Here is a 17,457-nt window from a genome sequence, read left to right on the forward strand (position 1 = left end):
GATTAGTGGTCACGGCCGGGCGCCGGCAGCGGCCGGTACGGCGAAGGGCGGACCGGCTGGCCGAGCGGCAGCACGTCGGCGTCGAAGCACGTGCGGTCGCCGGTGTGGCAGGCGGCGCCGACCTGGTCGACCTTCACCAGCAGGGTGTCGCCGTCGCAGTCCAGCGCGACGGACTTGACGTGCTGGACGTGGCCCGAGGTGTCGCCCTTGACCCAGTACTCCTGGCGGCTGCGGCTCCAGTAGGTGCAGCGGCCGGTGGTGAGGGTGCGGTGCAGGGCCTCGTCGTCCATCCACCCCAGCATCAGCACTTCACCGGTGTCGTATTGCTGGGCGATGGCGGGTACGAGTCCGTCGGCCGTGCGCTTGAGGCGGGCGGCGACTGCTGGGTCGAGTGCGGTGGCGGGCATGGTGACCATTCTGCCGCCGAATATCAAGAACTCGAAAAGGGTCAATAACCGGCAAAGAGGGCAAGTGAGTTGACCACCATCCGGTTGTCGCTCGCTCATGTCACCCGTATGGGGCATCCTGCCTGCATGGGTTTTCCACCACCGCCGCAAGAAGGACCGCCGCCGCCTCCGGATCAAGGAGGCGGTTTCGGGCCACCGCAGGGCTTCGGCCCCCCTCCTCCCCCGCCGCCCGCTGACGGCGGCTATGGCTATCCGCAACAAGGCGGCGGTCAGAACTACGGTTATCCGCAGGAGCCGACGCAGGCCGCGCCGGGTCCTTACGGCCAGCAGGGCTACGGTCAGCAGGGCGGCTACGGCCAGCCGGGCCCGCCCGGACCGCCCGCCCCGCCCGGTGGCTACGGCTACCCGCAGGGCCCCGGCGGCTACCCGCCGCCCCCGCCGCCGCCGAACAACACCAAGCGCAATGTGCTGATCGCGATAGCCGCGGTCGTGGTGATCGGCGGTATCGGCACCGCGGTCGCCGTCTCCGGCGGCAGCGACAGCAAGAACGACGCGAAGCCGACGCCGTCGATCAGCGGTCTGCCGTCAGGACTGCCGTCCATGCCGTCCTTCACGGAGCCGACGCCCAGCTTCACGCTGCCGTCGGACACCCCGACGTTCGACACCCCGACCGACGACCCGTTCACCGACTTCCCGAGCATCACCCCGACCGAGAAGGTCGTGCCGTACGTGGTGCTCTCGCCGGGCAAGTGCTTCGACGCGCCGACCCTCACGCCGACCGTCGACACGGTGACCACCAAGTCGTGCAGCTCCGCGCACGACGGCCAGGTCGTCGCCAACGAGACGCTGTCCGGCACCTTCAGCACCGACTCGGAGATCCAGTCGAAGGCGCTGGAGCTGTGCACGGCCGACGCCAAGAAGCACCTTCCCGCGGACGGGCGGCTGTACTACCCGTACGCGCTCTTCCCGAAGCTGACCACCTACGAGCTCCAGGGCCGCAAGACGGTGACCTGCTCGCTCACGCTCAACAACGGCACCAACAGCAAGAAGCTCTACGCTCCGCTGGGCTGACGCCTCACGGGGGCGGCAGGGGCGGGGAGCGGACGTATCGGCCAAGGGGCCGTTAATCTGGGGTCATGTCGACACATGCCCAGCGCGAACGTCTGCTCCTCGCCGATCTGCTGGAGCAGTCAGGACCCGACGGCCCGACGCTGTGCGAGGGCTGGTCCACCCGCGACCTGGCCGCGCACGTCGTGGTACGCGAACGGCGCGGTGACGCGGCGGCGGGGCTTGTCATCCCGCAGCTCAAGGACCGTGCGGAACGGGTCCGCAAGGAGTACGCGCGAAAGCCGTACGAAGAGCTGATCCAGCTCATCAGGACCGGCCCGCCGCGGATGTCGCCCTTCACCATCAAGCAGGTGGACGAGGCTTCCAACACCGTCGAGTTCTACGTCCACGCCGAGGACGTCAGGCGTGCCACGCCCGACTGGACGCCGCGTGCCATCGACCCCGTCTTCGCCGACACGCTGTGGGCCCGGCTGGAGCGTGCCGCCCGGCTCGCGGGCCGCCGCTCCCCGGTCGGCCTGGTGCTGCGCCGTCCGAACGGCCAGACCGCCGTCGCCCGCAAGGGCTCTCCCGTGGTGACCGTGACCGGTGAGCCGTCCGAGCTGACGATCTTCGTCTTCGGCCGCCAGGACGCCGCCGAGGTCGAGGTGGACGGCGACAAGGACGCGGTGGCACGGCTGTACGCGGCGAAGCTCGGACTGTGACGCGGTAGGCGGCAGCGCGTCCGCCGCCCCGGCGGGCGACAGCCCCTCGGCCCCGTGCTTCTCACAGCGCGCTGTTGCCGGACACCACAGCGCTCGCCAGCACGGACAGGGCGGCGCGCTGCTCGTCGGTGAGGCCGACCGCGAGCGCGCGGATCCGCCGGTCGGCGTCGGCCTCCAGCGCCCGGGCCGCCGCCCGCCCTTCGTCGGTCAGTGACACCTGTACGGCGCGGCCGTCGTGCGGTGCGGGGGTGCGGCGGACCAGACCGCGGCGCTCGGCCCGGTCGACCAGGCCGGTGATGCTGGATTTGTCCAGCTCCAGATGGCGGGCGAGTTCCCGCATGCCCGGCTCCCGGTCCCTGAGCACGCCCAGCAGGCGCAGCTGGATGACCGACAGGCCCAGCTCGGCCGCGACCTTCCCCAGCGCGTTCTGCACGAGGAACGAGAGCTGCGCCAGAGCGTCGACGATTCCCAGGTCAGCCGCGTGCGCGGACGGTTCGTCGTGCGCTCGTGCGGACGGTGCGGCGGGGGCGGCGTCGGGCGGCTGGCCGACGGCAGCGCGGTGTACTTCGTGGTCGACGACGACGGGCCCGGCACCATGGCCGAGCGGGCGCTGGTCGACCCGCGGCGCGCCGTACCGCTGCCCGCGGACGCCGACCCGGTGGTCGTCGCGGCGGCGATGAACCCCGCCCTGTCCTCGTGGGTCGCGCTGCGCCGCCGGATCTCCTTCCGGGCGGGCCAGAGCGTGCTGGTGCTCGGCGCGACGGGGAACGCCGGGCAGATGGCCGTCCAGATCGCCCGGCACCTCGGCGCCGAGCGAGTCGTGGCCGCCGGGCGGTACGCCGACCGGCTCGCCCTGCTCGGCGGCCTCGGCGCCACCGACGTGGTCTCCCTCGCGGGCGACCCCGCGGAGGCCGCCGACCGGCTCGGCGAGGCCGCGGCGGACGTGGACGTCGTGATCGACTACACCTGGGGCGCGCCGACCGAGCGGGCCCTCCCCGTGCTGCTCACCCGCCGCACCGACCGTGCCGCCGCCCTCGACTGGATCCAGATCGGCTCCACGGCCGGACCCGACATCACCCTGCCGTCCTTCGTCCTGCGCGCCGCCAACCTCCGCGTCTTGGGCAGTGGCCTGGGCTCCGTCACCGCCGCGGGCATCGTCGCCGAACTTCCTTCGCTGGTCGCTCGGCTCACGGCCGGGGTCTTCTCCGTCGCGGCCGACGCCGTATCCCTCTGCGAGGTCGAGCGCGCCTGGACGGCTCCCGTCGGGCCGGGCCGCCGGCTCGTCCTCACGCCGACCGCGTGACCCGGCTTCTCCGGCGCACCGCCGTTCGTCCGGCTAGGCGACGACCTTGGCGAGGAAGCCGTCGAGGTTGCGGAGGGTGCGGGCGATCTGTTCGTCGAGGGTGAGGGTCTCCTCAAGCCGCTTGACCAGGACGGAGCTCTTCTTGCCGCGGACGTAGAGGGAGCAGGCGAGGTCGGCGCACATGTAGAGGGCGACGGTGTTGCCCTGGCGGCCGGCGGCGCCCGCGAGCGGGGCCGCCAGGAGGTCGACGCCGCCGCCGGAGTGGCCGGTGAGGCAGAGGGAACAGAGGCTGCTGCGCATCAGATTGCGCCGGGCGCCGGGGGCGATCCGCAGGACGATGCCCACGGGCTCGTCGCCGGGCCGCACCAGATAGGCGCGGTCGCGGGCGCCGGGGTCGCGCCAGCCGAGGAAGTCCAGGTCGCTCCACGGCAGGTCGCCCAGATCCCTGGGCAGGCTGATCCGCTTCGCCTCCCCCTTGGAGCAATTGACGAACGAGCCGCGAATCTCTGCATCACCGAGCGGGTCCATGAGCGCGAAGCTAACAGGAGGCCCCCGCGCACGTCACAGCATTTTCTCGGCGTCAGTCCCGGCCCGCGGCCACCGGCTCGGCGGGAGCCGTCACGTCCGCCGCCGGGCGCGGCGACCGCTTCCCGCGGGGAAGTTCCGCGGTGCGGATCGCGGGGGTGGCGAGGCCGACGACGCCTCCGGTCATGGTGAGGACGGCGCTGGTGAGGAAGACGGGGGCCGGGCCCCAGGCGGCGACGGCGGCGCCGAAGAGGGGGTAGGCCAGGGGGGCGAGGCCGAAGCTGCTGAGGCTCATCACCGAGGTGACGCGGCCGAGGTAGCCGGGGTCGGCCGCCGACTGGATGAGGGCGTACGCGAGGCTGCCGCAGATGCCGCAGAACAGGCCGCTCAGCGCGGCGACGGCGACCGCGAGGGCCGGCGAGGGCGCCACGCCGATCAGGCCGACGCCCGCGGCGCCCGCGAACAGGGCGCCGATCTGGACGGCCCCGGCCCGCGGCAGACGGCCCCGTACGGTCAGCAGCAGCGCGCCGCACCCGGCGCCCGCGCCGAAGCCCGCGATGATCCAGCCGTAGCCGGACGAGCCCCAGCCGCGGTGCTGGGCGAGCAGGATCATGCCGACGTTCAACGGGCCGACCAGGCCCAGTTCGCAGATGGCGGCGGACAGGACCAGCGGGCCGACGAGCCGGTGGCGGCGGACGTACCGCAGTCCGTCGAGCAGATCCCGCCAGGCGCTCGCGCCCTCCTCGGACCGGTCGCTCCCGGCGGGCGCCTCGGGCAGCGGGCTCATGCGGGTGGCGATCAGCAGCGGTACGGAGACCGCGAAGAGCGCGCCCGCCAGGGCGAAGGCGGCCGTGGCGCCGCCGAGCCCCATCGCGAGGCCGCCGACCGGCGGTCCGACGATGGTGCCGAAGCGGATGGTGAGGGACCGCATGCCCTGCAAGCGGGTGAGCTGGTCGGCGGCGACGATCCGCGGCGGCAGCGCGCCGACGGCCGGCATGAACAGCGCGTCCACGACGCCGAAGAGCAGCGAGACGACGACCAGCAGCCACAGCCCGGGCGAGGAGAGCGCCAGCGTCGCCGCGGCGCCGAGGATCAGCGCGCAGCGCACCGCGTCGCTCCCGATCACCACCTTGCGCGGCCCGAACCGGTCGGCGATCACTCCCCCGCCGAGCATCAGCACCGCGCGCGGCACCGCGCCGACCGCCATCACCAGGCCCACCTGCGTCGGCGGCGCCACCTTGGCGGCGGCGAAGCCGAGGGCGAGGAAGTAGACGCAGTCGCCGAGCATGGACGCGGTGTACGCGATCAGCCAGCGCAGGACGTTCCCGTCCTTGTGCGCGGGCCTGCCGTGCGGTGTTGCGGGTATCGCGGTCGCCGTCATGGTGGCGGCCCTCCTCTGGTCTCGACGTCGGGTCGGGCGCGGTCTCAGGGGCCTTCCGCGGTCACTCCCGGAACGGGAATCCGTACATCTGCACGGCCACCAGCTCCCGGCCCTCGGTGTCGCCCGCCTCGACCGCCGCCTTGCCGCGGTCGATCCAGCGGCGCATGAGCGCGGTGATCTCCTCGTCCATCTCGTGGAGTTCGGCGGCGCTGAGCCGCGGCATGTACTCGGAGCTGAAGGAGGCGTCGGTCCACTCCCCCGCCCAGGCGGCCTGCTGGGCCAGGTAGCGCTCGTACCGCTCGTAGCGGCTGGCCAGGAGCTGCCTGGTGACCTCGTTGACGACGGCTGCGCCCTCGGGCCGGTCCGTGAAGTCCCCGCTGCGGAAGGAGAAGCCGCGCTCGGCGGAGACCTTCCACCAGCGCTCGCGGCCGTCGGTGCTCTTCTCGGGGGCCTCGACGATGAAGCCGTGGGCGGCGAGCTTGCGCAGGTGGTAGCTGACCAGGGACACCGCCTCGTCCACCTGGTCGGCCAGGTGGGAGGCGGTGGCGGCACCCGAGGTGACCAGGTGGCGGTAGAGCTGGATGCGCAGCGGGTGGGTGAAGACCTTCAGCGCGTCGAGGTCGGTGATGCGCTGGGCCCGGGGCCGGGGGGCGTCGTCTTTTTCTGGCACGACCACCAGCCTAGATAGGAAAGAAAAGTTGCGCAATCTAATTTGTGCAACTTCTCTTTCTCATCTGTTCACCGGCAGTGGACCGGGCGCCCCCGGCAGGATGTCGGGCATGTCACTCGACGGCACCCGCGCGCACCTCCGCGGCCCCGGCGACCTGCCCCCGCTGGTCGAACGCGCCGCCCGCACCGCACAGCAGCTCGGCTTCCCCTACTCCTGCCGCCCCGAGCAGGGCCGCCTGCTGCGCGCGCTCGCCGCGGGCGCCACCCGTATCGGCGAGACCGGTACCGGACTCGGAGTGGGGCTCGGCTGGCTGGTCACGGGCATGCGGGACGACGCCACCGCGGTGAGCGTCGAGCGCGATCCGGGGCGCGCGGAAACGGCCGCCTGGCTGTTCTCGGACCTCGCGCCGCAGGTCACCGTCGAATGCGGCGACTGGAAGGACATCGCCGCGCACGGCCCCTTCGACCTGCTGGTCCTGGACGGCGGCGGCCAGGGGAAGGGGGACGAGGCGGCCGATCCCGTGGAGCTGCTGCGGCCCGGCGGCGTCCTCGTCGTGGACGACTTCACGCCCGCCGACCGGTGGCCGCCGCTGCACGAGGGCAGCCCCGATTTGGCCAGGCTGCACTGGCTGGAGCACCCGACGCTGCGCTCGGTGGAGATACCGCTCGCGCCGGACCTCGCGGCGCTGGTCTGCACCCGCCGCCAGGACTGAGCCGCTGAAAAGCGGAGCCGCCGCACATGGAGAGCGGCGGCCGACGGAAACCCCGTGCTCAGCGCACCGGGTGCCCGGCCTCCCGCAGCGCCGTCTTGACCTCGCCGATCCGCAGGTCGCCGAAGTGGAAGACGGACGCGGCCAGTACGGCGTCGGCGCCCGCCGCCACCGCGGGCGCGAAGTCGGCGAGGCGGCCCGCGCCGCCGGAGGCGATCACCGGGACCGTCACCAGCTTGCGGACGGCCGCGATCATCTCCGTGTCGTAGCCGTCCTTGGTGCCGTCCGCATCCATCGAGTTGAGCAGGATCTCGCCCGCGCCCAGCTCGGCCGCGCGCTGCGCCCACTCCACCGCGTCGATGCCGGTGCCGCGCCGCCCGCCGTGCGTGGTGACCTCGAAGGAACCCGAGGGGGTGCGCCGCGCGTCCACCGACAGCACCAGCACCTGCCGGCCGAACCGCTCGGCGATCTCCCGGATCAGCTCGGGCCTGGCGATGGCCGCCGTGTTGACGCCCACCTTGTCGGCGCCCGCGCGCAGCAGCAGGTCCACGTCCGTGACCGTCCGCACACCGCCGCCCACGGTGAGCGGGATGAAGACCTGCTCGGCCGTACGGCGGACGACGTCGTACGTGGTCTCCCGGTCGCCGGAGGACGCGGTGATGTCCAGGAAGGTCAACTCGTCGGCGCCCTCGGCGTCGTAGAGCTTGGCCATCTCCACCGGGTCGCCCGCGTCCCGCAGATTCCGGAAGTTGACGCCCTTCACGACGCGGCCGTTGTCCACGTCGAGGCAGGGGATGACACGGACCGCGAGGGTCATCTGCCGGCTCCTCGGTAGGCTTCGATCTCCACCTCGACCAGGACGCGGGAGTCCATGAAACCGGCCACCACGACCATGGTGGCGGCGGGCCGCACGGCCCCGAACAGCTCCCGGTGGGCACGCCCGACGTCGTCGGCGTCCCTGGCGTGGCTCATGTACATACGGGTGCGGATCACGCTGTCGGGCCCGAGGCCGAAGGGCTCGATCGCCGCCAGCGCGTTCCCGAAGGCGAGCAGGGCCTGTTCGTACGGGCTGCCCTCGCCGCGCACCTCGCCGTCGACGAGGGGCATCGTGCCGGACACCAGGACCAGGTCCCCCGCCGCGACGGCGCGGGCGAAACCGATGGTCTCCTCCAGCGGGCTTTCGGACTGGTCGCGCCGTACTGCGGGGGTCTCCGTCATCGTGATACCGCCTCCAGGGCTTCTTCCAAGGTGAACGCCTTGGCGTAGAGCGCCTTTCCGACAATCGCGCCTTCGACACCCCGCGGCACGAGAGTCGCGATGGCGCGCAGGTCGTCGAGGGACGAGACGCCGCCGGACGCGACGACCGGCCGGTCGGTGGCGGCGCAGACCCCGGCGAGCAGTTCCAGGTTGGGGCCCTGGAGCGTACCGTCCTTCGCGATGTCGGTGACGACGTACCGCGCGCAGCCCTCGGAGTCCAGCCGGGCCAGCGTCTCGTAGAGGTCGCCGCCGTCGCGGGTCCAGCCCCGGCCGCGCAGCGTGGTGCCGCGCACGTCGAGGCCGACCGCGATCCGTTCGCCGTGCTCGGCGATGACCTTGGCGACCCACTCCGGGGTCTCCAGCGCGGCCGTGCCGAGGTTGACGCGGGTGCAGCCGGTGGCCAGCGCGGCGGCGAGCGTGTCGTCGTCGCGGATGCCGCCGGACAGCTCGACCTTGATGTCCATCGAACGGGCCACCTCGGCGATCTGCGCCCGGTTGTCGCCGGTGCCGAAGGCCGCGTCGAGGTCCACCAGGTGCAGCCACTCCGCGCCCGCCGCCTGCCAGGCCAGCGCGGCGGCGTGCGGGTCGCCGTAGGACGTCTCGGATCCGGACTCGCCGTGCACGAGGCGTACGGCCTGGCCGTCCCGGACGTCGACGGCGGGGAGGAGTTCGAGCCTGTTCATCGGGTGCGTCCTACGTCGTAGAAGGGAGGAGGTGAAAGCGGACGGTGGAAGGGGGCCAGGCGGCGAGTGAGAGGGACTAACGGGTCGAGCGGTTGACGCGTGAGACCGCGTTAGAGGGTGTCCAGCCAGTTGGTGAGCAACTGGGCGCCCGCGTCGCCGGATTTCTCCGGGTGGAATTGGGTGGCCCACAGCGCGCCGTTCTCCACCGCGGCCACGAACGGCTCGCCGTGCGTGGCCCAGGTGACCTTCGGCGCGCGGATCGCCGCGTTGTGCGTGTCGAATTCCCACTCGCGCACCGCGTAGGAGTGCACGAAGTAGAAGCGGGCGTCGGTGTCCAGGCCCGCGAACTGCCGTGAGTCGGCGGGCGGCCGTACGGTGTTCCAGCCCATGTGCGGGACGACGGGCGCCTTCAGCGGCTCGACCGTGCCGGGCCACTCGTCGAGCCCTTCGGTCTCCACGCCGTGCTCGATGCCGCGGGCGAAGAGGATCTGCATGCCGACGCAGATGCCCATGACCGGCCGTCCGCCGGCCAGCCTGCGGCCGACGATCCAGTCGCCGCGTACGCCCTTCAGGCCCGCCATGCAGGCGGCGAAGGCGCCGACGCCGGGCACCAGCAGCCCGTCGGCGTTCATCGCCCGGCCGAAGTCGGCGGTGATCTCCACCTCGGCCCCGGCGCGCGCGAGCGCCCGCTCGGCCGAACGGACGTTGCCGAAGCCGTAGTCGAGGACGACCACGCTCTTGTGCCTCAGTCCAGTCATGTCGGCTCCTCCCGCTAGAGCTGGAGCAGCCCGGCCGCCAGCGCCATCACGGAGCCGATGGCCAGGACCGCGATCATGCTCTTGGACTGCTTCTGCTGCCAGAAGGAGTAGACGCCTCCGGCGAGGAAGAGCCCGAGCAGGATGAAGAGGGTCGAGTACGTGTTCATAGCGCGCCCTTGGTCGACGGCAGGATTCCGGCGGCGCGCGGGTCGCGCTCGCTGGCGTAGCGCAGCGCCCGGGCGAGCGCCTTGAACTGGCACTCCACGATGTGGTGCGCGTTGCGCCCGTACGGCACGTGGACGTGCAGCGCGATCTGCGCCTGGGCGACGAAGGACTCCAGGATGTGCCGGGTCATCGTGGTGTCGTAGGAGCCGATCATCGGCGCCATGTTCTCCGGCTCGGTGTGCACCAGGTAGGGGCGGCCCGACAGGTCCACGGTCACCTGGGCGAGGGATTCGTCCAGCGGGACCGTGCAGTTGCCGAAGCGGTAGATGCCGACCTTGTCGCCGAGCGCCTGCTTGAACGCGGCACCGAGCGCGAGCGCGGTGTCCTCGATCGTGTGGTGCGTGTCGATGTGCAGGTCGCCCTCGGTCTTCACCGACAGGTCGAACAGGCCGTGCCTGCCGAGCTGGTCGAGCATGTGGTCGTAGAAGCCCACACCGGTGGAGACGGCCACCTGTCCCGTACCGTCCAGGTCGATCTCGACGACGACGGACGTCTCCTTGGTGCTGCGCTCCACGCGGCCCACGCGGGTCATGCGGACTCCTCCGTACGGTGGTGCCTGATGTGCTGCTGGTCGCTGTGTTCCTTGACCACGGTCCTGACGGCGTCGAGGAACGCGTCGTTCTCCGCCGGGGTGCCCGCGGAGACCCGCAGCCAGCCGGGGACGCCGTTGTCCCGGACGAGGACGCCGTGGTCGAGGATCGCCTGCCAGGCGGCGTGGCTGTCGGCGAAGCGGCCGAACTGCACGAAGTTGGCGTCGGACTCGGTGACCGCGCAGCCGATCGCCGTCAACTCGGCGACGAGCCGGTCCCGTTCGTCCTTGAGCTGCTGGACGTAGCCGAGCAGTGTGTCGGTGTGCTCCAGGGCGGCCAGCGCGGTCGCCTGGGTGACCGAGGACAGGTGGTACGGCAGCCGGACGAGCTGTACCGCGTCCACCACGGCGGGGTCGGCCGCCAGATAGCCGAGCCGGAGCCCGGCGGCGCCGAACGCCTTGGACATGGTGCGGGTCAGCACCAGGTGCGGGCGGCCCTCGATCAGCGGCAGCAGCGACGGGCGGTGCGAGAACTCGCCGTACGCCTCGTCCACCACCACCATCGACGGCTTGGCGGCCTGCGCGGCCTCGTACAGCGCCAGTACGGTCGCGGCGTCCACGGCCGTACCGGTCGGATTGTTGGGCGAGCAGACGAACACCACGTCGGGGCGGCGGCGGTGGATCTCGCGGACCGCCGCGTCCACGTCGATCCGGAACTCCGCGTCGCGCGGCCCGGAGATCCAGCCGGTGCCGGTGCCGCGCGAGATCAGCGCGTGCATCGAGTACGACGGCTCGAAGCCGATCGCGGTCCTGCCGGGGCCGCCGAAGGTCTGGAGGAGCTGCTGGATGACCTCGTTGGAGCCGTTGGCCGCCCACACCTGGTCGCTGCCCACGCGGTGGCCCGCGGTCCTGGACAGATACGCGGCCAGCTCGGTGCGCAGCTCGACGGCGTCCCGGTCCGGGTAGCGGTTGAGCTGCCGGGCGGCCTCGGTGACGCGCTCGGCGATCCGGGCGACCAGCGCGTCGGGCAGCGGATACGGGTTCTCGTTGGTGTTCAGCCGCACCGGCACGTCGAGCTGGGGCGCGCCGTACGGGGACTGGCCGCGCAGTTCGTCGCGGATGGGCAGGTCGTCGATGCCGGTCACGGGAGGTCCCATCCGAAGCGGGCCTTGACCGCGGCGCCGTGCGCGGGCAGGTCCTCGGCCTCGGCGAGCGTCACCACGTGGTGGGCGACCTCGGCGAGCGCGTCGCGCGTGTAGTCCACGACGTGGATGCCGCGCAGGAAGGACTGCACGGACAGGCCCGAGGAGTGGCAGGCGCAGCCGCCGGTGGGCAGGACGTGGTTGGAGCCCGCGCAGTAGTCGCCGAGCGAGACGGGGGCGTGCGGGCCGACGAAGATCGCGCCCGCGTTGCGCACGCGGGCCGCGACGACGGCGGCGTCCTCGGTCTGGATCTCCAGGTGCTCGGCGGCGTAGGCGTCCACCACCTCAAGGCCCTGGTCGAGGGTGTCGACCAGCACGGTCGCCGACTGGCGGCCGGTGAGCGAGGCGGTGATCCGCTGGGTGTGCCGGGTGGCCTCGACCTGGGCCTCCAGCTCCTTGTCGACCGCGTCGGCCAGCTCGGGCGAGGTGGTGACCAGGACGGCGGCGGCGAGCGGGTCGTGCTCGGCCTGGCTGATCAGGTCGGCGGCGACGTAGCCGGGGTCGGCGGCGGCGTCGGCGAGGATCGCGATCTCGGTGGGCCCGGCCTCGGCGTCGATGCCGATCCGGCCCTTGAGCAGGCGCTTGGCGGCGGCCACGTAGATGTTGCCGGGGCCGGTGACGAGGTTGACCGGGCGGCACTCGTCGGTGCCGTACGCGAACATCGCGACGGCCTGCGCGCCGCCGGTGGCGTACACCTCGGTCACGCCGAGCAGCGCGCAGGCGGCGAGGATGGTGGGGTGCGGGGAGCCGCCGAAGTCCTTCTGCGGCGGGGAGGCCACCGCGATGCCCTCGACCCCGGCCTCCTGCGCGGGCACGACGTTCATCACGACGGACGACGGGTAGACGGCGAGGCCGCCGGGCACGTAGAGGCCCACGCGCTGGACGGGCAGCCACTTCTCGGTGACGGTCCCGCCGGGCACGACCCGTGTGGTGACGTCCTGGCGGCGCTGTTCGCAGTGGACCAGGCGGGCGCGGCGGATCGACTCCTCCAGCGCGGCGCGCACGGCCGGGTCGAGCGCGGCCAGCGCGTCGCTCAGCGCCCGCTCGGGCACCCGCAGCCGGTCGACCCTGACGCCGTCGAACCGCTCTCCGTACTCGATGACCGCCGCCGTGCCGCGATGGCGCACGTCCTCGCAGATCGGCCGCACGGTGTTCAGCGCCGCCTCCACGTCGAACTCGGCTCGGGGCAGCAGGTCGCGGTCGATCCCGCCCTCGGGGAAGGCGGCACCGCGCAGATCGATTCGGGAGATCACCCTGCCAAGTGTAGAGACCCGGGCATGGGGGACGTTCCGCGGTTCCACTCCGTGATACGCCGCCCGGGACGGGCCCGCCGCTGTCGCGGGCATGCCCTAGCGTGGCGGCGGGTCGTGGGAGGGGGAAGGGTGAGCGAGCGTCGTGGTGAGGGGCCGCCGGGCGACTGGACGGCTGTGGAGCAGGGGATGTGGCGGGCCTTCCGGCTCGGTGCGGCCTTCGGGGCGGGGGCCGGGGGGACGCCCGCGGTACGGGCCGACGCCGTCGCGCAGCTGCTGCTGGACGGGCCGCCGCCGGAGCCGGGGCGGGTGGCGGCGCTCAAACTGGCGGGCCTGCGGATCACCGGCCGTCTGTCGCTGGCGGGCGGCACCGTCGCCCCCTACGTGCAGTTCGACGACTGCCGCTTCGAGGACCAGGTGCTGCTGCCGGAGTGCCGGGCGGGCAGTGTCCGGCTGGTGCGCTGCCACCTCCCGCGGCTGGAGGCCGCCCGGCTCCAGATCACCGGTGACCTGCATCTGCCGCAGTGCGTCGTGACCGGCGGCATCCGCCTGACCGACGCCCAGATCGGCACCGACCTCCTGCTCAACCAGCTCACCGTCCGCCGCGACCGCCACGGCCGCGCCATCGCCGCCGACGGTCTCACCGTCGGCCAGGACCTGGACGCCGAACTCCTCGACCTGCGCGGCGAGTTCAGCCTCCGCAGCGCCCGCGTCGGCGGCCGTCTCAACCTGCGCGGGGCCACCCTGCGCAATCCGTACGGCCGCGACGCGCTCAACGCCGCCCGCACGACGGTCGAGCACACCGTCTACCTCACCACCAGTTGGCCCGCGAACCGCTCGCCCGACACGACCGCGGCTCCCGGCGGGACGGACCCCGCGGGCGGCGGCGAGCCGTCCGGCACAGCCCGCAGGGAATTCAGCGCGGAGGGCGGGGTGCGGCTGGACGACGCCCGGGTGGGCAACGCCGTGGTGATCGACCGGGCGCGGTTCCGGCTGGGGGAAGGGCAGCAGCTCTCGCTACGGCGCTTGCAGACGCCCGAGTTGCGGATCACCTTGGGGACGCCGCCCAGCGGGCCGGTGTCGTTGGCGGGCGCGCGGGTGGGGCGGCTGACCGACGCGCCGCAGAGCTGGCCGGGGCCTGGGCAGGTCGATCTGACGGACTTCTCGTACGAGGCGCTGACCCCGCGCACCGCTTTCCCGCTGCGCGAGCGCGTCGCGTGGCTGAACGCGGCGACGCCGGAATACAGTCCCGGCCCGTACGAGCGGCTGGCCGCCGCACTGCGGGCGGGCGGCGAGGACGCGCACGCCCGCGAGGTGCTGCTGGCCAAGCAGCGCCGCCGCCGCGAGTCGCTGCCGCCGGCCGGGCGGGCGTGGGGGTGGCTCCAGGACGTGACGGTCGGATACGGCTACCGGCCCGGCCGGGCGGCGGTGTGGATGGCGGTGCTGTGGGCGCTGGGCGCGCTGTACTTCGCCCTCCACAGGACGCCGCCCCCGGCGGGGAACGACTACCGGCCGCATTGGAGCCCCGCGCTCTACGCCCTTGACCTGCTCCTGCCGGTGATCGACCTCGGCCAGGACAACGCGTGGCGGGAGGTCGGCGTCAGCCAGTGGGTGGCCTCCCTGCTCACCCTGCTCGGCTGGACCCTGGCCACCACGGTCGCCGCGGGCGCCTCCCGCATGCTCAGCCGCGGTTGAGCACGGGCGGCCGCCCTCGGCCGCGGTCGAGCCGGACGACAGCCGTCAGAGCCGGGCGGGCCGGACGGCCGGACGACAGCCGTCAGGGCCGGGCGGGCGCCGTGTGCGGGAGAGCCGGGCGGCAGCCATGAGGTGCGTCACCCCCGCTCAACCGATCGGCGGCGTTTCGGGGCCCGCCGCGGCCCCGAGGGGCGCAGCGGATGCCTAAGGCGGGCGTACTGCCCGTACCCTTGCTCACTGTGACCGATCGTCTTCCGCTCTTCCCGCTCAGTACGGCGCTCTTTCCCGGCCTGGTGCTGCCGCTGAACGTCTTCGAGGAGCGGTACCGCGCGCTCGTGGGCGATCTGCTGGCGCTGCCCGAGAACGCGCCGCGGCGTTTCGGCGTGGTGGCGATCAAGAACGGCCAGGAGGTCGCTCCGACGGGCCAGGACGGCGGGGACACCGGTCCGGCCGCCGGTCTCGGCGAGGACCCGGAGGCGGCGCTGTACGGCTACGGGTGCATCGCGGACGCGGCGGGCATCGCGGAGCGCGACGACGGCGGGTACGAACTGGTGGCCACGGGTCTGATCCGGTTCAAGCTGCTGTCGGTGGACGCGAGCGGGCCCTATCTGACGGCCGAGTACGAGGAGCTGCCGGACGAGCCCGGCGCGGGCGCGGGCGCGCTGGCCTCCGAGGTCTCACGGGTGTTCGGCACATATCAGAAGCGGCTGGCCGGGGCGCGCGAGCGCACCCTCGCGCCGGGGCAGGAGTTCCCCGACGACGCCACGGTGCTGTCGTATCTCGTCGCGGCGGCGGTGGTCGTGGAGACCTCGGTGAAGCAGGAGCTGCTGGAGGCGGCGGACACCGCCGCCCGACTGACGGCCGAACTGCGGCTGCTGCGCCGCGAGAGCGCGGTGATCGACAAGCTGCCGTCACTGCCCGCGGTGGAACTCACCCACCAGGCGATCAGCGCCAACTAGCGCGCATCAGGGGGTCGGCGATGGCGAAGAAGGCGCGTGCGGCCGGAGGCACCCCGGCCACGGTCGCCCTGGAGAAGGCGGGCCTGCCGTTCACCGTGCACGCCTACGCGCACGACCCTGCGTCCGAACTCTCCTACGGCGCCGAGGCCGCGGCGGCGCTGGGCGCGGCGCTCGGGGTGCCCCCCGACGAGGTCCGGGGCCGGGTCTTCAAGACGCTGGTCGCGGAGGTGGACGGCGCTTTGACCGTGGCGGTCGTCCCGGTCGCGGGCTCGCTCGACCTCAAGGCGCTGGCCGCGGCGGTCGGCGGCAAGCGCGCCACGATGGCGGCGCCGGCCGACGCCGAGCGCAGCACCGGTTACGTGCTCGGCGGGATCTCCCCGCTGGGCCAGCGCAAGCGCCTGCCCACGGCCCTGGACGCCTCGGCGCTCGGCTTCCCCACGGTCTTCGTCTCCGCGGGCAAGCGCGGCCTGGAGCTGGAGCTGTCCCCCACCGACCTGGTGACGCTCACCTCAGCGGTGACGGCCCGGATCTCCCGTATCTGACCGGGACGTCTCGACCTCGCCTTGAGCGGGAGAGCGTCACTGCGCCGGGGGCGGCGGCGGAGGCGGCGGCGCGCCCCACGGCTGCGGCGCCACGTACACCGGCTGCGGGTCACGCGGCCCGAAGAGCGAGGTCAGGCCCAGGTGCACCAGCATCGCCGCCGCCGACCAGGCGACCAGCGCGCTCTTGGCGCGCAGCTTCAGCGGCCCGTCGAAGACGACGTTCGGGCCGACCTCCTTGGCGTGTGCCTTGATGTGGACGGTCGGTCCGAGGGCGATGCCCAGCCGCCAGCCGACGAGGGAGGCGAGGACGCCGCCGACCGCGAGGCCGAGGACCACGGCGACGCCGCCGCGGCGGTACCAGAGGAAGACGCCGAGGGCGGTCAGCGCGCCCAGGCACAGCGCGATCAGCACGAAGGTGCCGTCGCCGCCGATCGCCTCTTCGCCCTCGGTGTCCTTGAGGTAGATGTACTTGCCGTCCGAGATCAGCGGGACGCGCGGTGACAGCCACGCCCACAGCAGCCCGAGGAACACCCCGCACACCGTGACGGCGACCGCGACGAGCGCGGCGCGGCCCAACTCGGCGACCGGTGAGGGCCGGTCCCCCTTGCCGTCGCCTCCACCGGGGCCTGCGCCCGGGTACGGCGGGAACGGCGGCGGCTGATCATGCGGCGTCAGGGGTGCGGTCACCCGCCCATCGTGCCAGGTCTGCCTGTCCGTCGCTTCATCGGCAGGCCGCCCTGCGGTAGGCCCAGGTGGCGACGGCCAGCGAGCCGACGCCGACAGCCGCGCACACGGACAGGTCGCCGACGACCGCGGCCCAGTGCGGATGCCCGCCGAAGGTGCGGGCGAACGCCTCGACGCCGTACGTGGAGGGCAGCAGATCGCGCGCCCAGGAGATCGGCGCGGGCATGTGCGAGGCGGGCAGCACGCCGAGCAGCAGCGCCGCCGACATGCCCAACTGGCCGAAGAGCGTGGCGATCTCCTGCCGCGGCGCAAGCAGCCCCAGGGCCGCGCCGAGGCCGGAGAGCGCGGCCCCGGCCAGCGGGATCACGACGGCGAGAATCCACAGATTGGCCAGCGGCAGATGGAACAGGACGCAGCCCGTCACGGCGGTCACGAGGGTGCCGGGCACGGTGAAGGACGCGTACGCGCCCGCCGCGCCGAGGACGACGGCGGCCGGCGGCACCGGCAGCGTCGCGTAGTGGTCGAGTCCGCCGGACGCCCTGAGCTGTCCGAAGTACTGCGCGAGCAGATTGAGCGCGACAAAGGCGACCACCAGGACGCTGGAGCCCGCGACGACCGAGCGCGCCGCCTCCCCGTCCCCGCCGTCGACCACTCCGCGCATCATCACCATGATCCCGACGGACTGGAAGGTGGCGACGAACAGCAGCGGTATCCGGGCCACCCGGGCCCGCGAGAGCTGCGCGCGGTAGACCGCGCCGAAGGCGGGCCACAGCCGGGCCCGCGGCGCGAGCGGCGCGGCGCCGGACTGCTGCGCGGCGACGCCCCGGGGCGCGGGAACGGTTGGGGTGAGCACGCTCATACGCAGGCTCCACGCGTCGGTGCGGAACACGGCGGGGCCGTGTCGTACGG

At 73.2% G+C, this 17,457-nt stretch carries 22 protein-coding genes; 7 read left to right on the top strand and 15 right to left on the bottom strand.

What is annotated here, in order from left to right:
• Positions 1–2: 2 nt before the first annotated feature.
• A complete protein-coding gene (gene hisI, locus ABZX65_RS03475; protein ID WP_355334019.1) occupies positions 3–407 on the bottom strand; it encodes a phosphoribosyl-AMP cyclohydrolase in 405 nt (134 codons plus the stop codon).
• 126 nt (positions 408–533) lie between these two features.
• On the opposite strand from hisI, the gene ABZX65_RS03480 reads away from it, so the two are divergent.
• Positions 534–1,478: a hypothetical protein gene (locus tag ABZX65_RS03480; protein WP_355334020.1), complete on the top strand. Its 945-nt coding sequence runs from the start codon at positions 534–536 to the stop codon at positions 1,476–1,478.
• A gap of 65 nt (positions 1,479–1,543) precedes the next feature.
• Complete coding sequence (locus tag ABZX65_RS03485) at positions 1,544–2,176, top strand: TIGR03085 family metal-binding protein (RefSeq protein ID WP_355334023.1); 633 nt, start codon at positions 1,544–1,546, stop codon at positions 2,174–2,176.
• 61 nt (positions 2,177–2,237) lie between these two features.
• Here the strand turns inward: ABZX65_RS03485 and ABZX65_RS03490 are convergent, their stop codons facing one another.
• A complete protein-coding gene (locus ABZX65_RS03490) occupies positions 2,238–2,609 on the bottom strand; it encodes a MarR family transcriptional regulator (RefSeq protein ID WP_355334025.1) in 372 nt (123 codons plus the stop codon).
• 48 nt (positions 2,610–2,657) lie between these two features.
• Between ABZX65_RS03490 and ABZX65_RS03495 the strand changes: the two genes are divergently transcribed.
• The gene (locus ABZX65_RS03495) at positions 2,658–3,479 is read left to right on the top strand and encodes a zinc-binding alcohol dehydrogenase family protein (RefSeq protein ID WP_355334027.1); all 822 of its coding nucleotides are present in this window, start codon (positions 2,658–2,660) and stop codon (positions 3,477–3,479) included.
• Between the two features lie 33 nt (positions 3,480–3,512).
• Here the strand turns inward: ABZX65_RS03495 and ABZX65_RS03500 are convergent, their stop codons facing one another.
• The 3 genes from ABZX65_RS03500 to ABZX65_RS03510 form a co-directional block, all read right to left on the bottom strand.
• Positions 3,513–4,007, bottom strand: coding sequence for an FBP domain-containing protein (locus ABZX65_RS03500; protein ID WP_355334029.1), 495 nt, complete (start codon positions 4,005–4,007; stop codon positions 3,513–3,515).
• A gap of 52 nt (positions 4,008–4,059) precedes the next feature.
• Complete coding sequence (locus ABZX65_RS03505; RefSeq protein WP_355334032.1) at positions 4,060–5,385, bottom strand: MFS transporter; 1,326 nt, start codon at positions 5,383–5,385, stop codon at positions 4,060–4,062.
• Positions 5,386–5,446: 61 nt separating this feature from the next.
• Complete coding sequence (locus ABZX65_RS03510; RefSeq protein ID WP_355334034.1) at positions 5,447–6,055, bottom strand: helix-turn-helix domain-containing protein; 609 nt, start codon at positions 6,053–6,055, stop codon at positions 5,447–5,449.
• Between the two features lie 109 nt (positions 6,056–6,164).
• On the opposite strand from ABZX65_RS03510, the gene ABZX65_RS03515 reads away from it, so the two are divergent.
• On the top strand, positions 6,165–6,767 hold the full coding sequence (locus ABZX65_RS03515; protein WP_355334037.1) for a class I SAM-dependent methyltransferase: 603 nt from the start codon (positions 6,165–6,167) through the stop codon (positions 6,765–6,767).
• 58 nt (positions 6,768–6,825) lie between these two features.
• Here ABZX65_RS03515 and hisF read toward each other — a convergent pair whose 3' ends face one another.
• From hisF to hisD, 8 genes are all read right to left on the bottom strand, one after another.
• Positions 6,826–7,581 carry an imidazole glycerol phosphate synthase subunit HisF gene (hisF, locus tag ABZX65_RS03520; protein ID WP_355334040.1) on the bottom strand — a complete coding sequence of 252 codons (756 nt, stop codon included), beginning with the start codon at positions 7,579–7,581 and terminating at the stop codon, positions 6,826–6,828.
• Entirely contained in the window at positions 7,578–7,982 is a 405-nt protein-coding gene (locus ABZX65_RS03525; RefSeq protein ID WP_355334043.1) for a Rid family hydrolase, read from the bottom strand. Before ABZX65_RS03525 ends, hisF begins: the two co-directional genes overlap by 4 nt.
• Positions 7,979–8,704: a bifunctional 1-(5-phosphoribosyl)-5-((5-phosphoribosylamino)methylideneamino)imidazole-4-carboxamide isomerase/phosphoribosylanthranilate isomerase PriA gene (gene priA / locus ABZX65_RS03530; protein WP_355334046.1), complete on the bottom strand. Its 726-nt coding sequence runs from the start codon at positions 8,702–8,704 to the stop codon at positions 7,979–7,981. Before priA ends, ABZX65_RS03525 begins: the two co-directional genes overlap by 4 nt.
• A gap of 110 nt (positions 8,705–8,814) precedes the next feature.
• Complete coding sequence (gene hisH, locus ABZX65_RS03535; protein ID WP_355334049.1) at positions 8,815–9,462, bottom strand: imidazole glycerol phosphate synthase subunit HisH; 648 nt, start codon at positions 9,460–9,462, stop codon at positions 8,815–8,817.
• A gap of 14 nt (positions 9,463–9,476) precedes the next feature.
• Positions 9,477–9,629: a hypothetical protein gene (locus tag ABZX65_RS03540; protein WP_188280531.1), complete on the bottom strand. Its 153-nt coding sequence runs from the start codon at positions 9,627–9,629 to the stop codon at positions 9,477–9,479.
• Positions 9,626–10,219: an imidazoleglycerol-phosphate dehydratase HisB gene (gene hisB / locus ABZX65_RS03545; RefSeq protein WP_355334053.1), complete on the bottom strand. Its 594-nt coding sequence runs from the start codon at positions 10,217–10,219 to the stop codon at positions 9,626–9,628. The genes ABZX65_RS03540 and hisB overlap by 4 nt, the downstream gene beginning before the upstream one ends.
• Positions 10,216–11,373 carry a histidinol-phosphate transaminase gene (locus ABZX65_RS03550; protein ID WP_355334055.1) on the bottom strand — a complete coding sequence of 386 codons (1,158 nt, stop codon included), beginning with the start codon at positions 11,371–11,373 and terminating at the stop codon, positions 10,216–10,218. The genes hisB and ABZX65_RS03550 overlap by 4 nt, the downstream gene beginning before the upstream one ends.
• Positions 11,358–12,671, bottom strand: a complete 1,314-nt coding sequence (gene hisD, locus ABZX65_RS03555) for a histidinol dehydrogenase (protein WP_355334058.1) — start codon at positions 12,669–12,671, stop codon at positions 11,358–11,360. Before hisD ends, ABZX65_RS03550 begins: the two co-directional genes overlap by 16 nt.
• A gap of 186 nt (positions 12,672–12,857) precedes the next feature.
• On the opposite strand from hisD, the gene ABZX65_RS03560 reads away from it, so the two are divergent.
• From ABZX65_RS03560 to ybaK, 3 genes are all read left to right on the top strand, one after another.
• The gene (locus ABZX65_RS03560) at positions 12,858–14,363 is read left to right on the top strand and encodes an oxidoreductase (RefSeq protein ID WP_355334698.1); all 1,506 of its coding nucleotides are present in this window, start codon (positions 12,858–12,860) and stop codon (positions 14,361–14,363) included.
• A 200-nt stretch (positions 14,364–14,563) separates the two neighbouring features.
• Positions 14,564–15,322: an LON peptidase substrate-binding domain-containing protein gene (locus ABZX65_RS03565; protein ID WP_355334061.1), complete on the top strand. Its 759-nt coding sequence runs from the start codon at positions 14,564–14,566 to the stop codon at positions 15,320–15,322.
• Between the two features lie 20 nt (positions 15,323–15,342).
• Positions 15,343–15,864 carry a Cys-tRNA(Pro) deacylase gene (ybaK, locus tag ABZX65_RS03570; protein WP_355334064.1) on the top strand — a complete coding sequence of 174 codons (522 nt, stop codon included), beginning with the start codon at positions 15,343–15,345 and terminating at the stop codon, positions 15,862–15,864.
• Positions 15,865–15,900: 36 nt separating this feature from the next.
• On the opposite strand, the gene ABZX65_RS03575 is transcribed toward ybaK, so the two are convergent.
• Both ABZX65_RS03575 and ABZX65_RS03580 read right to left on the bottom strand, forming a co-directional pair.
• Positions 15,901–16,551 carry a hypothetical protein gene (locus ABZX65_RS03575; protein ID WP_355334067.1) on the bottom strand — a complete coding sequence of 217 codons (651 nt, stop codon included), beginning with the start codon at positions 16,549–16,551 and terminating at the stop codon, positions 15,901–15,903.
• 34 nt (positions 16,552–16,585) lie between these two features.
• Positions 16,586–17,407, bottom strand: a complete 822-nt coding sequence (locus ABZX65_RS03580; RefSeq protein ID WP_355334070.1) for an ABC transporter permease — start codon at positions 17,405–17,407, stop codon at positions 16,586–16,588.
• Positions 17,408–17,457: the final 50 nt, after the last annotated feature.

It is taken from the genome of Streptomyces sp. NPDC003300, assembly GCF_040610915.1.
Taxonomy (GTDB): Bacteria; Actinomycetota; Actinomycetes; order Streptomycetales; family Streptomycetaceae; genus Actinacidiphila.

Coding starts and splice junctions, on each gene's coding strand:
- hisI (WP_355334019.1), bottom strand. CDS start 407: ATGCCCGCCACCGCACTCGACCCAGCAGTCGCCGCCCGCCTCAAGCGC.
- ABZX65_RS03480 (WP_355334020.1), top strand. CDS start 534: ATGGGTTTTCCACCACCGCCGCAAGAAGGACCGCCGCCGCCTCCGGAT.
- ABZX65_RS03485 (WP_355334023.1), top strand. CDS start 1,544: ATGTCGACACATGCCCAGCGCGAACGTCTGCTCCTCGCCGATCTGCTG.
- ABZX65_RS03500 (WP_355334029.1), bottom strand. CDS start 4,007: ATGGACCCGCTCGGTGATGCAGAGATTCGCGGCTCGTTCGTCAATTGC.
- ABZX65_RS03505 (WP_355334032.1), bottom strand. CDS start 5,385: ATGACGGCGACCGCGATACCCGCAACACCGCACGGCAGGCCCGCGCAC.
- ABZX65_RS03515 (WP_355334037.1), top strand. CDS start 6,165: ATGTCACTCGACGGCACCCGCGCGCACCTCCGCGGCCCCGGCGACCTG.
- hisF (WP_355334040.1), bottom strand. CDS start 7,581: ATGACCCTCGCGGTCCGTGTCATCCCCTGCCTCGACGTGGACAACGGC.
- ABZX65_RS03525 (WP_355334043.1), bottom strand. CDS start 7,982: ATGACGGAGACCCCCGCAGTACGGCGCGACCAGTCCGAAAGCCCGCTG.
- priA (WP_355334046.1), bottom strand. CDS start 8,704: ATGAACAGGCTCGAACTCCTCCCCGCCGTCGACGTCCGGGACGGCCAG.
- hisH (WP_355334049.1), bottom strand. CDS start 9,462: ATGACTGGACTGAGGCACAAGAGCGTGGTCGTCCTCGACTACGGCTTC.
- ABZX65_RS03540 (WP_188280531.1), bottom strand. CDS start 9,629: ATGAACACGTACTCGACCCTCTTCATCCTGCTCGGGCTCTTCCTCGCC.
- hisB (WP_355334053.1), bottom strand. CDS start 10,219: ATGACCCGCGTGGGCCGCGTGGAGCGCAGCACCAAGGAGACGTCCGTC.
- ABZX65_RS03550 (WP_355334055.1), bottom strand. CDS start 11,373: ATGGGACCTCCCGTGACCGGCATCGACGACCTGCCCATCCGCGACGAA.
- ABZX65_RS03560 (WP_355334698.1), top strand. CDS start 12,858: ATGTGGCGGGCCTTCCGGCTCGGTGCGGCCTTCGGGGCGGGGGCCGGG.
- ABZX65_RS03565 (WP_355334061.1), top strand. CDS start 14,564: ATGCCTAAGGCGGGCGTACTGCCCGTACCCTTGCTCACTGTGACCGAT.
- ybaK (WP_355334064.1), top strand. CDS start 15,343: ATGGCGAAGAAGGCGCGTGCGGCCGGAGGCACCCCGGCCACGGTCGCC.
- ABZX65_RS03580 (WP_355334070.1), bottom strand. CDS start 17,407: ATGAGCGTGCTCACCCCAACCGTTCCCGCGCCCCGGGGCGTCGCCGCG.